Annotated in this window: 13 protein-coding genes and 1 pseudogene; 2 read left to right on the top strand and 12 right to left on the bottom strand. The window is 45.3% G+C overall.

The window, feature by feature from the left end; translation table 11 throughout:
• Positions 1 to 527 precede the first annotated feature (527 nt).
• From JO375_RS12115 to JO375_RS12145, 7 genes are all read right to left on the bottom strand, one after another.
• Positions 528 to 1,601 carry an ABC transporter substrate-binding protein gene (locus JO375_RS12115; RefSeq protein ID WP_229524708.1) on the bottom strand — a complete coding sequence of 358 codons (1,074 nt, stop codon included), beginning with the start codon at positions 1,599 to 1,601 and terminating at the stop codon, positions 528 to 530.
• On the bottom strand, positions 1,598 to 2,419 hold the full coding sequence (locus JO375_RS12120) for an ABC transporter permease (protein ID WP_229524709.1): 822 nt from the start codon (positions 2,417 to 2,419) through the stop codon (positions 1,598 to 1,600). Before JO375_RS12120 ends, JO375_RS12115 begins: the two co-directional genes overlap by 4 nt.
• Positions 2,409 to 3,221 carry an ABC transporter permease gene (locus tag JO375_RS12125; RefSeq protein ID WP_229524710.1) on the bottom strand — a complete coding sequence of 271 codons (813 nt, stop codon included), beginning with the start codon at positions 3,219 to 3,221 and terminating at the stop codon, positions 2,409 to 2,411. The genes JO375_RS12120 and JO375_RS12125 overlap by 11 nt, the downstream gene beginning before the upstream one ends.
• Complete coding sequence (locus JO375_RS12130) at positions 3,211 to 4,320, bottom strand: ABC transporter ATP-binding protein (RefSeq protein ID WP_229524711.1); 1,110 nt, start codon at positions 4,318 to 4,320, stop codon at positions 3,211 to 3,213. The genes JO375_RS12125 and JO375_RS12130 overlap by 11 nt, the downstream gene beginning before the upstream one ends.
• A gap of 75 nt (positions 4,321 to 4,395) precedes the next feature.
• The gene (locus JO375_RS12135; RefSeq protein WP_229524712.1) at positions 4,396 to 5,532 is read right to left on the bottom strand and encodes an N-acetyldiaminopimelate deacetylase; all 1,137 of its coding nucleotides are present in this window, start codon (positions 5,530 to 5,532) and stop codon (positions 4,396 to 4,398) included.
• Positions 5,533 to 5,710: 178 nt separating this feature from the next.
• Positions 5,711 to 6,424, bottom strand: a complete 714-nt coding sequence (dapD, locus tag JO375_RS12140) for a 2,3,4,5-tetrahydropyridine-2,6-dicarboxylate N-acetyltransferase (protein WP_229524713.1) — start codon at positions 6,422 to 6,424, stop codon at positions 5,711 to 5,713.
• A 213-nt stretch (positions 6,425 to 6,637) separates the two neighbouring features.
• Positions 6,638 to 7,543, bottom strand: a complete 906-nt coding sequence (locus tag JO375_RS12145; protein WP_229524714.1) for a hypothetical protein — start codon at positions 7,541 to 7,543, stop codon at positions 6,638 to 6,640.
• Between the two features lie 283 nt (positions 7,544 to 7,826).
• On the opposite strand from JO375_RS12145, the pseudogene JO375_RS12150 reads away from it, so the two are divergent.
• Positions 7,827 to 8,581, top strand: a pseudogene (locus JO375_RS12150) (DMT family transporter); the annotation flags it as partial.
• A gap of 99 nt (positions 8,582 to 8,680) precedes the next feature.
• Complete coding sequence (locus tag JO375_RS12155) at positions 8,681 to 9,553, top strand: sulfurtransferase (RefSeq protein ID WP_229524715.1); 873 nt, start codon at positions 8,681 to 8,683, stop codon at positions 9,551 to 9,553.
• Between the two features lie 261 nt (positions 9,554 to 9,814).
• On the opposite strand, the gene JO375_RS12160 is transcribed toward JO375_RS12155, so the two are convergent.
• The 5 genes from JO375_RS12160 to JO375_RS12180 all read right to left on the bottom strand — a co-directional run bounded on the left by JO375_RS12160 (position 9,815) and on the right by JO375_RS12180 (position 12,591).
• Positions 9,815 to 10,174: a hypothetical protein gene (locus JO375_RS12160; RefSeq protein WP_229524716.1), complete on the bottom strand. Its 360-nt coding sequence runs from the start codon at positions 10,172 to 10,174 to the stop codon at positions 9,815 to 9,817.
• A gap of 352 nt (positions 10,175 to 10,526) precedes the next feature.
• On the bottom strand, positions 10,527 to 11,126 hold the full coding sequence (locus JO375_RS12165; protein WP_229524717.1) for a YdeI/OmpD-associated family protein: 600 nt from the start codon (positions 11,124 to 11,126) through the stop codon (positions 10,527 to 10,529).
• Positions 11,127 to 11,226: 100 nt separating this feature from the next.
• Positions 11,227 to 11,694 (bottom strand): hypothetical protein, encoded by a 468-nt coding sequence (locus JO375_RS12170; protein WP_229524718.1) that lies wholly within the window; start codon positions 11,692 to 11,694, stop codon positions 11,227 to 11,229.
• 278 nt (positions 11,695 to 11,972) lie between these two features.
• Positions 11,973 to 12,344 (bottom strand): retropepsin-like aspartic protease, encoded by a 372-nt coding sequence (locus JO375_RS12175; RefSeq protein ID WP_229524719.1) that lies wholly within the window; start codon positions 12,342 to 12,344, stop codon positions 11,973 to 11,975.
• Positions 12,334 to 12,591 (bottom strand): hypothetical protein, encoded by a 258-nt coding sequence (locus JO375_RS12180; protein WP_229524720.1) that lies wholly within the window; start codon positions 12,589 to 12,591, stop codon positions 12,334 to 12,336. Before JO375_RS12180 ends, JO375_RS12175 begins: the two co-directional genes overlap by 11 nt.
• Positions 12,592 to 12,668 lie beyond the last annotated feature (77 nt).

The raw sequence follows: 12,668 nt of genomic DNA on the forward strand, positions 1-12,668 counted from the left end.
TATCAGGTTTATATTCTGTGTTTGCCCATGTGTACAGCATGTTGGAATTATCCGCATTGTCCACAACTGAAGGAAGCGAATGAAGCGGAATTTTGCTTCGAATATGTAGCGAATGAGTCAAGTTTGGAGACTTAGCTGAAAGGTTTATGGAACTATTATTTTATAAGTAAAGCCAATGATCTCACCTTTTACAAACTCGATCGGCTCACCACCGGATTTGCGTTCTATTCTTAATGAAATGCTCATTGAAGTAATCTCCTCCGTTAATTTAATCTAGCTCTATAGGAAAAATTTATAAAAAACTAATTTCCAAACATATTTTCAACTTGATATCGGACGTAAAAAATCCCTTTTGAGTACAAGACAGTAAGGGGATTTATTCCAAACTGTCTACTCAAAAGGGACAATAACAAACCACCCATACAAGTGATTCAACGGCCTGATTGCTCTTCCTCTACTCCCTCTCACCTCGGTGTGGGATTCATGAGTGCGTTGCTTTAAGCACGACCTGATTCCACGCCGCTCTCCTATTTTAAATGCATTTTGAATTGCAGGAATAGTTCATTATATTGAGCCAGCATCCGCTTGCCAAGATTGTCATACACCTCTAGCTTATCCGTAATTTCGGACGGAGGGTAGAATCTCTCATCCCCAGAAATATCTGCAGGCAGCAGCTTTTTACCGTCTTTGTTAGGGGTGGAGTAGCCTACAAACTCGGCGTTTTGAGCCGCTACATCCGGCTGCATCATAAAATTGATGAACTTATGAGCCGCATCCACATGGGTAGCTGTTTTAGGAATAACCATGTTATCAAACCACAGGTTGGAGCCTTCATTCGGCACGATATAATCCAGCTTGTCGTTCTGGTCCATGATCTCGGACGCATCGCCGGACCATACAACCCCCGCAGCAGCTTCCTCGTTTGCCAGTAGCATTTTAATTTCGTCACCGACAACAGCCTTGACATTGGGTGCCAGCTTCTCCAGCTTCGCCAAAGCCTGCTGCAAATGCGCCTTGTTCGTATCATTCAAGGAATAGTGGAGACTGTTCAGCGACATCCCCATAATTTCCCTAGCTCCATCGACCAGCAGCAAATTGTTGCGCAGCTTCGGATTCCACAGGCCATCCCAGCTGTGAAAATCAATTCCTTTGGTTAGTTCCGGGTTAAACACAATCCCGACAGTCCCCCAAAAATACGGAACCGAGTATTCGTTGTTCGGGTCAAATGAAAGATTCAGAAAATGAGCATCCACATGCTTCAAATTCGGCAGCTTGCTGTGATCCAGTGGAAGCAAAAGGTGCTCCTGCTTCATTTTAGCCAGCGCATACTCCGAAGGAACCGCTACATCAAACGAGGTCCCACCCTGCTCGATTTTTGTCAGCATCGCCTCATTGGAGTCAAATGTCTGATAAATGACGGTAATCCCCGTCTCCTTCTGAAACCTTTCCAGCAGCTCAGGATCAATGTAGTCTCCCCAGTTGTACACCGTCAGCGTGTTACCGCCTGAATAGCCCTGACTGGAGTTAAGCCAAGCAGCCACCCCCATCAGACTGAACGAGATGATAAAAATGGAGAGAAACACACGCACAAGCGACTTCATCTAGGCACCCCCATTTCCGCCGCAGGCTCTTTTTTCCCGTTACGGTTTGCCTTGCGCATAATAAAGTAATAGCCCACCACCAGCAGCACCGTAAACAGGAAAATGAGCGTGGACAACGCATTGATGGACAAGGAAACCCCTTGGCGGGCCCGTGAGTAAATTTCTACCGATAAGGTCGAATAGCCGCTGCCTGTCACAAAAAAGGTTACCGCAAAATCATCCAGCGAATAGGTTAACGCCATAAAAAAGCCCGCATAAATCCCTGGCTTGATAAAGGGTAAAATCACCTTGGTCAGTACATCCATCCGACTGGCGCCCAAATCACGCGCGGCGTCGACCAGAGACGGACTCATTTCCTGCAGCCGCGGCAAAATCATAATGACCGCAATCGGCACACTAAATGCAATATGGGATAACAATACCGAGTAGAAGCCCAGCTTGATTCCAGCCATCGTGAATAAAATGAGGAAGGACGCGCCAATGATGACGTCCGGGTTCACGATCAGCACATTGTTGAGCGACAGCAGTGTATGTTTGACCCGACGATTCTGCATCTGGTGAATAGCCAGCGCTCCCATGATGCCGATCATTGTAGCCAACGCAGACGACAGCAGCGCGATCACCAAGGTGTTAATAACAATAATGATCAAGCGGGTGTCTGCAAACACCTCTTTATAGTATTGGAGCGTAAACCCTTCAAACTTATGCATCGTCCCGCCGCTATTGAAGGAATAGTACATCAGATACAAAATGGGTGCGTACAGCACGAGAAAGACGATTACCAAATACATATTCCCGAATCGATTTTTATTTGTCATGTCGCACCCTCCGTTTCGTCCCTGAGGCAACAAGCATAATGATCGCCATTGCCAGGATCAGGAACACAGCAACCGTAGAGCCCATGCCCCAATCCTGTGTCACCAGAAAATGCTGCTCAATCGCCGTTCCCAGCGTAATAACACGGTTGCCTGCGATTAGACGGGTAATCATAAATAGCGACAGCGCAGGAATGAACACCGCCATACATCCGGATCGTACGCCCGAAAGCGTTAGCGGGAAAACAACCCGGCGAAATGTCGTCCACCTGGAGGCTCCCAGATCACGCGCAGCATCCAGCAGCGAAGGATTCAATCCCTCCAGCGCGTTAAAAATCGGCAAAATCATAAAGGGCACAAATATATACACCGACACAAACACAAAGCTGGAACTGGTAAACAGTAATTGCTGTCCCCCCAGCCCAATCATACCCAACACGGCATTCACCGGACCATAGGTGCCGAAAATCCCGATAAAAGCATACGTTTTGAGCAACAGGTTAATCCATGTCGGTAAAATAATAAGCAAGAGCCACAGCTGCTTATGCTTGGTTCGTGTGAGCAAATACGCCGCTGGATAAGCCACCAGAAGCGAAAATACCGTGATTAAAAATGCAAACCAAAACGAGCTGAGCGTCATGCTCAAATATACGGGTGTCAGAAACTGTGCATAGTTGCTGAGTGTAAAATGACCATCTACATCAAATAAAGAGTAGTAAAATACAAGTACAACTGGTGCTACTACGAACAGCACAATCCATAAATAGTAAGGCAGCAGGTACGCTGCTCTTGTATTACCGGACATGCTGATCCACCTCTTCATAGGCTTCCAGACGCCGATCAAATTCTTCCTCTGTTTCCCCGAAACGCATCACATGGATCGCTTCCGGGTCAAAGTGCAGGCCGATTTCACTGCCAAGCTCCGCTTTTTTGGTGGAATGCACCAGCCATTCCTGCCCCGAATCATCATAGCAGCTAATCTCATAGTGAACCCCGCGGAATAATTGGGTGTCCACCTTTACACGCAGCTTACCCTCAGCAACACTGGTAATCTCCAAATCCTCCGGCCGGATCACGATTTCGATCGGTTCGTTCGGACGCAGCCCTCCGTCTACACACTCAAACTGTCGACCGTTAAATTCCACCTGATAGTCTGCAATCATACGCCCGGGGACAATATTCGACTCACCAATGAAATCGGCCACAAACCGATTGATCGGTTCATCATAAATATCGTTAGGCGTGCCGCTTTGCTCAATCTTTCCTTTGTTCATGACAAAAATTTCGTCCGACATGGCCAGGGCTTCCTCCTGATCATGCGTAACGAAAATAAAAGTAATGCCAAGGCGCTGCTGCATTTCGCGCAAAATGTACTGCATTTCTGTGCGCAGCTTCAGATCGAGTGCGGATAACGGCTCATCCAGCAGCAGAACCTCCGGCTCATTGACGATGGCCCGTGCTATGGCTACACGCTGACGCTGTCCCCCGGACATTTCGGAAATTTCCCGTTCACCGTAGCCCTCCAGATTGACAAAGGACAATGCCTGTGTAACCTTTTCCTGAATGTCTTTTTTGTTCATCTTTTTGATGCGCAGACCAAAAGCGACATTTTCAAATACATTCAGGTGCGGAAATAACGCATAATCCTGAAACACGGTGTTGACCTGCCGTTCATTGGCTGGAACATGATTAATGAGCTTGTCGTTTAAATAAATAGAGCCTTCCGTCGGCTCGGCGAAGCCCGCAATCATACGCAAAATCGTCGTTTTCCCACAGCCAGACGGACCCAGCAATGTATAAAATTTCCCACGCTCAATTTCAAAACTGACATTCACCAGCACCGGGTGATCGTTGTCATATTGCTTGGTCACCCCTTCAAAGCGGATGATCGTTTGCTCTCCCATAACACCCTCCTTCAAGAGATACGACTTCATGCACTTCATTCTTTTCATTAAACCTAATTGTTCGGGCCGTATCCTTTACCCTTGAGACTTCCATGTAAAATAGTCTGTCAGCACACGAATAGCCACCTCGATGGCTTCCTCTGCAGGTTCCAGCTTGGCATGGTGTAAACCATAAGGCGTATCAACGCCAAGCCAGAACATCAGGCCGGGAATTCGCTCCAGGAAATACCCGAAGTCCTCGCCGGTCATCGCTTCTTCGCACTCAATGAGCTGGACATCCTGGCGTCCACGGACCCAGCTTATAAATTCTTCAGTCACCTTGGCTTCATTGTACACTTGCAAATAATTTGCGCCATAATGAATTTCTGCCTGGCATTCAAAACCAGCTTCCATACCGCGCACCAGCGCTTCAATCCGCGATTTAACCAGCTTCATCGTATCCGCTGATAATGTACGAATGGTACCCTCCAAACGTGCGGTTTCCGCGATAATATTCTGCTTCGTGCCGCCGCTAACCTTACCGACGGTCACGACTGCCGCATCCAGCGGGTTCACATTCCGCGCTACAATCGTTTGCAACTGGCCCACTAGCTGACAAGCAGCGACGACCATATCATTCGCCTTGTGCGGGTATGCAGCATGCCCGCCTGTGCCCTTCAGATCGATGAAGAGCTCCGACGTATTGGCGAATAAAATACCTGGGCGAGTCGCGATCGTGCCCACAGGATATTCCGGTGCCACATGCAATGCGACAATTTCATCCGGCATCCAGTCTGCCAGTTCTGCACTGTCCCGCATCGGCAATGCCCCGCCCGGTCCTTCCTCCGCAGGCTGAAACAACACCACCAAGTCATCCTTCATCGGATGGCTTGCAAAATAAGTAACAATCCCCAGTCCGATCGTCATATGTAAATCGTGTCCGCAAGCATGCATATAGCCGGGATGAGTGGATCGAAAATCATAACTCGTCTCTTCTTCAATCGGCAAGCCATCCATATCGCAGCGATATCCATAGCGGCGTTCAGGAGCCGTTCCATGAATCAATACCAATACTCCCGTACGCCATATACGAATTTCCAAACGCTCCTGAGGGATCGTTTTCAAATAATTCAACAAATATTGCTGTGTTTTATATTCCTCAAAACCCGGTTCGGGAATTTGGTGTAAATCCCTTCGGATTTGAACAAAAGAACGGTAATCTACTGTACTCATTTTGCTGCTCCGCCTCCTTTTTCAGCTCATCAGCCCTTATCCGGCAAAAGAACAAAAGGACAAAAGCCCGGCGCAGCCGCCGAGCCTTGTCCGTTGTGCTTCGTCCCTATGTTGTACTGTCAGCGCATCATACCTCTGACAAGGAATCGTTCACCCATGGTACATAAAATCTTTTATCTTATAGAACGCGTAGCTCTTTCAAAATTTCCGTTTTGGATTTGGTCTTGTCGTCGACCTGTTTGATTACGCGTGCTGGTGTACCAGCAACCACGGAGTATGGAGGCACATCTTCCGTTACGACAGCTCCGGCTGCAACAACTGCGCCTTTACCGATTCGTACGCCTTCCAATACGACCGAGTTTGCACCAATCAATACTTCGTCTTCTACGACAACAGGCTGTGCGGAAGGTGGCTCAATGACACCCGCAAGGACAACGCCTGCACCGATGTGGCACATATTGCCCACTTTAACACGGCCGCCAAGTACAGCATTCATATCGATCATAGTGCCTTCACCAATCGTAACGCCAATGTTAATCACTGCGCCCATCATAATGACTGCGTTATTGCCGATGCCAACCATATCGCGAATATATGCGCCTGGCTCAATACGTGCATTGATGCCTTTCAGATCAAGCATAGGAACAGCAGAGTTGCGGCGGTCATTTTCCACCACATAGTCTTCTTCTTTAGCGTTTGCACTATCCAGTACAGGCTTGATGTCAGCCCAGTCGCCAAATACAACCCCGCTGTCCCCGGAAATAAAAGCTTGAACATTCTCACCAAATGATGCGGAAGCCAAAGCCCCTTTTACATATACTTTAACAGGCGTCTTTTTCTTGCTGTTTTTAATCACGTTGATGACTTCTTGTGTATTCATTTCGATGGACATAATAAATCGAACAACTCCTTCATCGCCTCATACGACTACGCAAGCCGGAATGATCTTATTCTCTCATCCTTTATAGCACAAAAGAGCTGTATCTCGCAATTACTGATTAGATCTTCAGCGCGCTAGCCTAGTACCTATATTAACAAGTTTCGGCAGTTTGAATGCCTTAAATTCATAATTTTAAACCAGCGACCGCCTGACATTAAAGAAGGATTATTTATTAGCTTGCAAGCTCTCCAACGATGTATAAATGTAGGATTCGAATCCCTCGGCAGACTCCCCACGCGGAATGATCACTTTCACAATGAAACCACCCGTTTTATTTTCCACGACAATATATTGTCGTGTAACCTTCGAGCCACTCGCTTGCAGGAACAGGCGGCTGCTTGTTAGCGCTTGAGGAACATCTGCTTTGTCCAGCTTTTTCACCTTGCCGATGGAGGCCAACTCCTGTTCGCCTTTCTTCTGGAGCTCATCCAGATTAAAATCGGAGGGCAGCTTCGTCATTTCAGCGTAATAGTTATCATCTACCGCCAAGGCGACACGGTTTTGATCGGGAAACAGGGACATCGGATCAAACACATACAGCGAATATCCCTCTCCCTGTGCCAATGTAGCTGTCTGCGTTTCCTTTTTGCCTTTAAGGGTAAGCTCAAAAGTTTGCGTTTTCGAGCGTTCCCCACCTACTTGTTGACCAGAGCTACCGTTTTGATTGCCATCTGTTGCAGCTTCTGTTTTTTGTATTTTTGTTAAAATGAGCTGCTGCGCGGTCGCGTCGTCCTCAACAGCTTGTTCACTATATTCAAACGTCACTGCATCGCCTTCCTTCAGTCCGGCCACTACCGTGTCCAGTCCGTCAGCCAATTGGAAGGATTGGGATTCGCCATTGATTTCGATTTCAACCGTATGCGGATCAGCAGCTCCATTGTATACACCTGTGCCTTGTTTGACCTCTGGCTTAGCGACTGGCTCCGGTTTTACTTGTGGCTGTTGCGTTTGTGGTTGGTCTGTCCCTTGAGGAGCGGTGTTATTAGTTTGCGGTTTCGTTCCACAGGCTGACAGGGCCAGCACTGCCACTACAGTCAATAGTATGAATGAAAATGTGTTGCGTTTTTTCATAATGTCCACCTCCACTATAATAGACGAGTTTGTTCGGCAAAAGTTCTACGCACCAGACACTTAAAATCCTGCCTTTTAAAGCCCTTCTTCTGCTCCTTTTTTATATTCTCATGATTTTACAAAATCCTCATACCGCGTGGATGTCAGGTACGGTATAATGGGCTGTATCAAACCTAAAGCAAAAGAAGGAAACAAATACGCCTGAATTCCCTCCATTCGGATGGAGCTGCCACATGAATCACAAACCGTCGTTTTCCTTTGAATTACTGAACATCGTAGCATTAGCCTCACCCGCAAGCAGTGGATGCTGATCCTCTGGTCCGGTATCGAATTAGGGCTGCACTTTTTGCTCTGGATGGGCTCACTGCGGCTGACCACGGTTGCAAGCTCTACTGTTATTATGACATTGGAGCCGATCCTTGTCATGCTCGGTTCTTTTTTGTTTTTCCGGATGAGCACAAATCGAGTCATGCTCATAGGAATGGGGCTGGCTTTCGTCGGCTCACTGGCCATCGGGGCCGGAGATTTTCATGTCTCGGGACAAGCCCTGCTCGGAGATGCACTTTCCTTTCTGGGAATGGTAGCAGTGTCCATCCATATGCTGACAGGCAAGCACCTGCGCGAGCACTTGAGCGCTTTTGTGTATAAATTTTGGGTATTCGCCATCGCCGCCACATCACTCGCGCTGTATAATGTGGTCAATGCCATTCCTTTTACCGGGTATGCACCTCGGGAATGGGGGCTGTTCCTGCTGCTTGCGATTGTACCTAAGCTATTCGGGCATTACCTGTTTAACTGGCTGCTCAAATACATTAACGCCACCGCGGTGTCGATGACGGTACTTGGTAAGCCGTGATTTCCTCCCTGCTAGCTTGGGTATTGCTGGGAGAAAGGCTATCTGTTTTACAGTTTGGCGCAGGCTTCTTCATCCTGCTCGGGGTATGGATTTTTATCCGCTACGGAGCGGATTTTAAAAAGCCGATCGTTCACCAAAGTAAATTACCCGACACAGAGCAGCCCCTGAAGGCTAGTTCTTAATTTATGCGCCCATTTTCATAATTCATACTCAGTTTATAAATGTAAGGATTTTGCGAAAATCGCCATATCATTATTGAAAAAAGAAAGGCGGAATCCGCTATGAAATCCATCGTATCCAAACGCTGGCTGCTGGCCCGATTGTATGAGCCGGACATTATCATTGCCGATTGCCGTTCCCAGCTTGGGCAAGCAGGAGCGGGACGGGCTCAATTTAATGAAGACCATATTCCAGGGGCTATTCATTTCGATCTGGAAGAAGACCTCACAGCCCCTTTGGGTGAGCATGGCGGTCGCCATCCATTACCGGATGCAGATACATTTGCCGCGCGTCTGAGTCGTGCCGGAATCAACGCCGCTTCACGCATCATCGCTTATGATGATCATGGTGGTATGATGGCCTCCCGCTTCTGGTGGCTACTGCGCTATCTCGGGCACGAGCAGGTATATGTGCTGGAAGAAGGCTACAGCGCCTGGAAGGAAGCGAAGTTCCCCGTTACGGCAGACCAGCCGATTCGCATTCCTTCAACCTTTGTAGCGAATATTCAATCCCAGCTTGCAACGGATATACAGGAGGTTCGTGAGATTTCGTCGCAGCTTTCGCAAACCAGGCTCAATGGTAAAGGTTCCGAAGGTCCTCTGCTGCTTATCGACTCCAGAGAGCCGCGCCGTTATGCGGGACTGGAAGAACCAATTGATACTAAAGCGGGTCACATTCCCGGCGCAGTAAATTACTTTTGGAAAGACGTATTGGACGGAAAAGGTACCTTTAAAAATGCAGGACAATTGCAAGAGCACTTTGCCGACCTTGACCTAAATGCAGAAATTATCGTGTACTGCGGTTCCGGCGTATCCGCCTGTCCCAATGTACTGGCCCTGAATGAAGCTGGGTTTAGTAAGGTGCGTTTATATCCGGGAAGCTGGAGCGACTGGATCAGTTATGAGGAAAATCCGGTGGCGACCGGGGAAGAATAAAAAATTTTCAACGGATATACAGGTTCTAAAGATAAATACACTGTCCTAAGTGATTTACGGATTGCGGCAGTGTATTTTCTTTGTTCAAAAATTAACAAAAAATCAACTTGAACTGAGTGAAAATAGTTTCTTGAGAGTAGAGGGAATATGGAAATGAATGAAGCGCGAATGGATACACCTCGGAGAAGCTAAAGCGATCAAAACATTTCTCTTAGCAATAGGACTTCAAAAAAAATGACAATTGGTCTGCTGCAAAATATACTATACGTTCACCTCATCCCATCTATAAATGACATAGCCCAATTGACATATAACTAGTAATATATAAATTACATTTATACAAAGATATATTTTAATTTTTTTCTTGTGTTTATCTAAATTTACTTCTTCGTTCGCTTCTCTTTTCTTAATTTTCCCGCTCCAACTCATTATTCTCGAGAATTCTGCCACACCCAATACTCCCCATAGCAATGGAAAGACTAACAATACGGCGTTTGCTAGAGATAATAATATGCCCACCCCTACATCCGTCGTTCTTATTGATTTAAAACAAATGTGCGCCACTAGTGTCAGACTAAATAATCCCAAGCCTATAATACTTAGTATCGGTTTATCCTTCATCCTCATTTTTTTATTCCCTTCGGTCAATTTAAGCTAACGTTTGCGAATATACGAAGTTGGCGAAGCCAATTTGGGGAAGCGAAGCGCAACGAGCTTTCCGTATAGTCGCTGTTGTACGCCCCGGGGCAATGCCGAGAGTGCAACGTGGCTCGGAACGAAGCGGAGAGAGTTCAAGAAATATTTTCGTTCATATATCCAATAATAGACTTTCACAATTACTTATAAATTTTATTTTTCCGCTTTGAGAAATAAAAGAGGGGTTAGGGGTAAACTCCATTTTCTGAAAATTACCTTTTCATACGAAAGCGCAGGCTTGTGAGCTCTTTATCTCCAGTCTTATTTCTCATCGAATTTACCGATCATTTAATCCCTTTCCATTGAGAATGTCCTGCATACATTTTTCAACCCTCGACTCCCGAGTTTTGGATTGTTTGGGTGCAGAAAAATACATAATGTATGCTCTTTGCCGTCCTGGCGTCAATGCATCAAAAGCCGTTTTCAAGGCAGGGTTTTCATCTAATTTAGCTTGAAATTCTTCAGGGATGATGAGTTCTGTACTCTTTTTAAAATCCACTTTCAAACCGGCTTTTTCCACTTCAATGGCTTCAACAATATAGGCTTTCAAGATGGTTTCCATCTCAACTATCTCTCGAATATTGGTGAACCGAATCTGGCGCCCCGCCTGCGTATCCTCCCCAGGTTTGACTAGAATCCTATTGGGATCATTTAACAAGGCACCTTTGAAAAACATAAGCGCACAGTATTCTTTAAATCCTTGTATTATAACTATGTTACTTTTCTGAAACGTGTAACAAGGTTTACCCCACTTCAATTCTTCGGTCAGATAGCAGTCAAGAATGATCATTCTCAACTTCTCCATTTCTCCCTGCCACTTTTTGGATTTACTTAAATATATGTCAACCTTAGGATTCATTTTATCTCTATTTGTCATGTTAGTTTCCTCCCGTTGTTTTAATCTATCTCCCTTTGAATGTCTATCTTCATTTTACCTTAAGAAAAATATTTTTTGAATTCGTATAACGTTTCTGTATTCACGAACCTGAGAGGGTTAAACCACACGAGCGGCGGGTGGCTCTGCCCCTTAGTCTCGCAAGTTGTTTGCCTGATTTCGCTTCTCGAAATGCCCCGGGCAGACCAAGGACAGTCAGGACAGCAGTGAGAATACTTACTTTGTTATCTGCTGTCAAGTCCGTCCTTGTATTCCCTTGCACTTTCTTTGTTTTTTCGCTTCTGTAGGGAAAAAACTTATTTTGTTTCATTTTTATACTAGCCCCATCCCATCCATATTCTTGAGCATCATATAAACACTTGAATCTCCATTCAACAAACGCTGCTTTACTTGCTTCATCAAATCCTATTTCTTTGATTTCCCAGTAATCAACCTTATTATCACTGTTATTCCATTGAGTGAACCAGTTTACTAGTTCATTTTTTCCTTCCATGACCGCACCGGTACATTCCCTTATAATAGCTGCATTATGTACAACCTTACTAAACATTTCAATGTCTTTCTTAATCCATTATTCGAAGTATTCTCAAAGAACTCCCTCCCCTGAATAGGTTACATTCATTGCCTTGATTGTAGATAGCGTTTCTATATCTATGACAGAACCCGACCTTAGATAGCTCTTATCTTAGGTCGAGTTCTGTGTTGTCTGAATATGCTTTTGTGCGTGACACCTGATAACCAAGGGGCCAATGCCCTACAGCATAGATGCATTGCTATATGATTTCGACGGCATCTTCGATTTTACTAACTATATTCTTTCTCCAAAAGTCATACACGTAATTCTAATGTTTTCAAGTCGATAATAAAATTTTGTTGTTTCAGAATATCCAATCCGAGTAGACCTTTATGATCTTTAGGCAGAATGCCTACATCTATTTCTATATTTTCAAAGCTGCTTGTACCTATTTCAATCCTGTCCATAATCTTTGTGTAGAATGGAATGCTTCCGCCGATCCCATATGCTTCATATATTGAATCCCCTGTTTCGTAAGTCACACCGATATTCTCTAAAATATCAGGACTAATTATAGTATGGGAAGATCCTGTATCTATAATTACATCATCTATTCTCAAATCTCTCCCTCTGAATGTTACAGTAAGTGACGTCGTAATTAATTGTCCGTCATAGTTAATTTTCATCACTATTACGTCTCACTCTCATTAATGGATCCCTGCGAAGATGAATCACAAAATCTTGATTTGAAGTATGGTACACTAAATTCCCAGGCTTTGCTTGAAAAAACTCTTTATTAGCATCTTCTTCTGATATTGTGCGAATCGGTGCAACTTCATCTACTATTTTTTTGTTACCTTCCTCACGATAATTAAGTATGGAAACCAGAACAAATTGGTCAGGGAATAATTCTCTTACTTCTTGCCATCTCATTCGTTCTACCTCCTACAATTTCGTCCTATTCCTTCTTTCTATCTTGATTTTATCATACTTATAGTCGAGCGTTCACA

The sequence above is a fragment of the Paenibacillus farraposensis genome, from assembly GCF_020736845.1.
GTDB lineage: Bacteria > Bacillota > Bacilli > Paenibacillales > Paenibacillaceae > Paenibacillus > Paenibacillus farraposensis.

Excerpts from the sequence above, each read along its gene's own strand:
- JO375_RS12115 (WP_229524708.1), bottom strand. The coding sequence starts at position 1,601 with ATGAAGTCGCTTGTGCGTGTGTTTCTCTCCATTTTTATCATCTCGTTC.
- JO375_RS12120 (WP_229524709.1), bottom strand. The coding sequence starts at position 2,419 with ATGACAAATAAAAATCGATTCGGGAATATGTATTTGGTAATCGTCTTT.
- JO375_RS12125 (WP_229524710.1), bottom strand. The coding sequence starts at position 3,221 with ATGTCCGGTAATACAAGAGCAGCGTACCTGCTGCCTTACTATTTATGG.
- JO375_RS12130 (WP_229524711.1), bottom strand. The coding sequence starts at position 4,320 with ATGGGAGAGCAAACGATCATCCGCTTTGAAGGGGTGACCAAGCAATAT.
- JO375_RS12135 (WP_229524712.1), bottom strand. The coding sequence starts at position 5,532 with ATGAGTACAGTAGATTACCGTTCTTTTGTTCAAATCCGAAGGGATTTA.
- dapD (WP_229524713.1), bottom strand. The coding sequence starts at position 6,424 with ATGTCCATCGAAATGAATACACAAGAAGTCATCAACGTGATTAAAAAC.
- JO375_RS12145 (WP_229524714.1), bottom strand. The coding sequence starts at position 7,543 with ATGAAAAAACGCAACACATTTTCATTCATACTATTGACTGTAGTGGCA.
- JO375_RS12155 (WP_229524715.1), top strand. The coding sequence starts at position 8,681 with ATGAAATCCATCGTATCCAAACGCTGGCTGCTGGCCCGATTGTATGAG.
- JO375_RS12160 (WP_229524716.1), bottom strand. The coding sequence starts at position 10,174 with ATGAAGGATAAACCGATACTAAGTATTATAGGCTTGGGATTATTTAGT.
- JO375_RS12165 (WP_229524717.1), bottom strand. The coding sequence starts at position 11,126 with ATGACAAATAGAGATAAAATGAATCCTAAGGTTGACATATATTTAAGT.
- JO375_RS12170 (WP_229524718.1), bottom strand. The coding sequence starts at position 11,694 with ATGTTTAGTAAGGTTGTACATAATGCAGCTATTATAAGGGAATGTACC.
- JO375_RS12175 (WP_229524719.1), bottom strand. The coding sequence starts at position 12,344 with ATGAAAATTAACTATGACGGACAATTAATTACGACGTCACTTACTGTA.
- JO375_RS12180 (WP_229524720.1), bottom strand. The coding sequence starts at position 12,591 with ATGAGATGGCAAGAAGTAAGAGAATTATTCCCTGACCAATTTGTTCTG.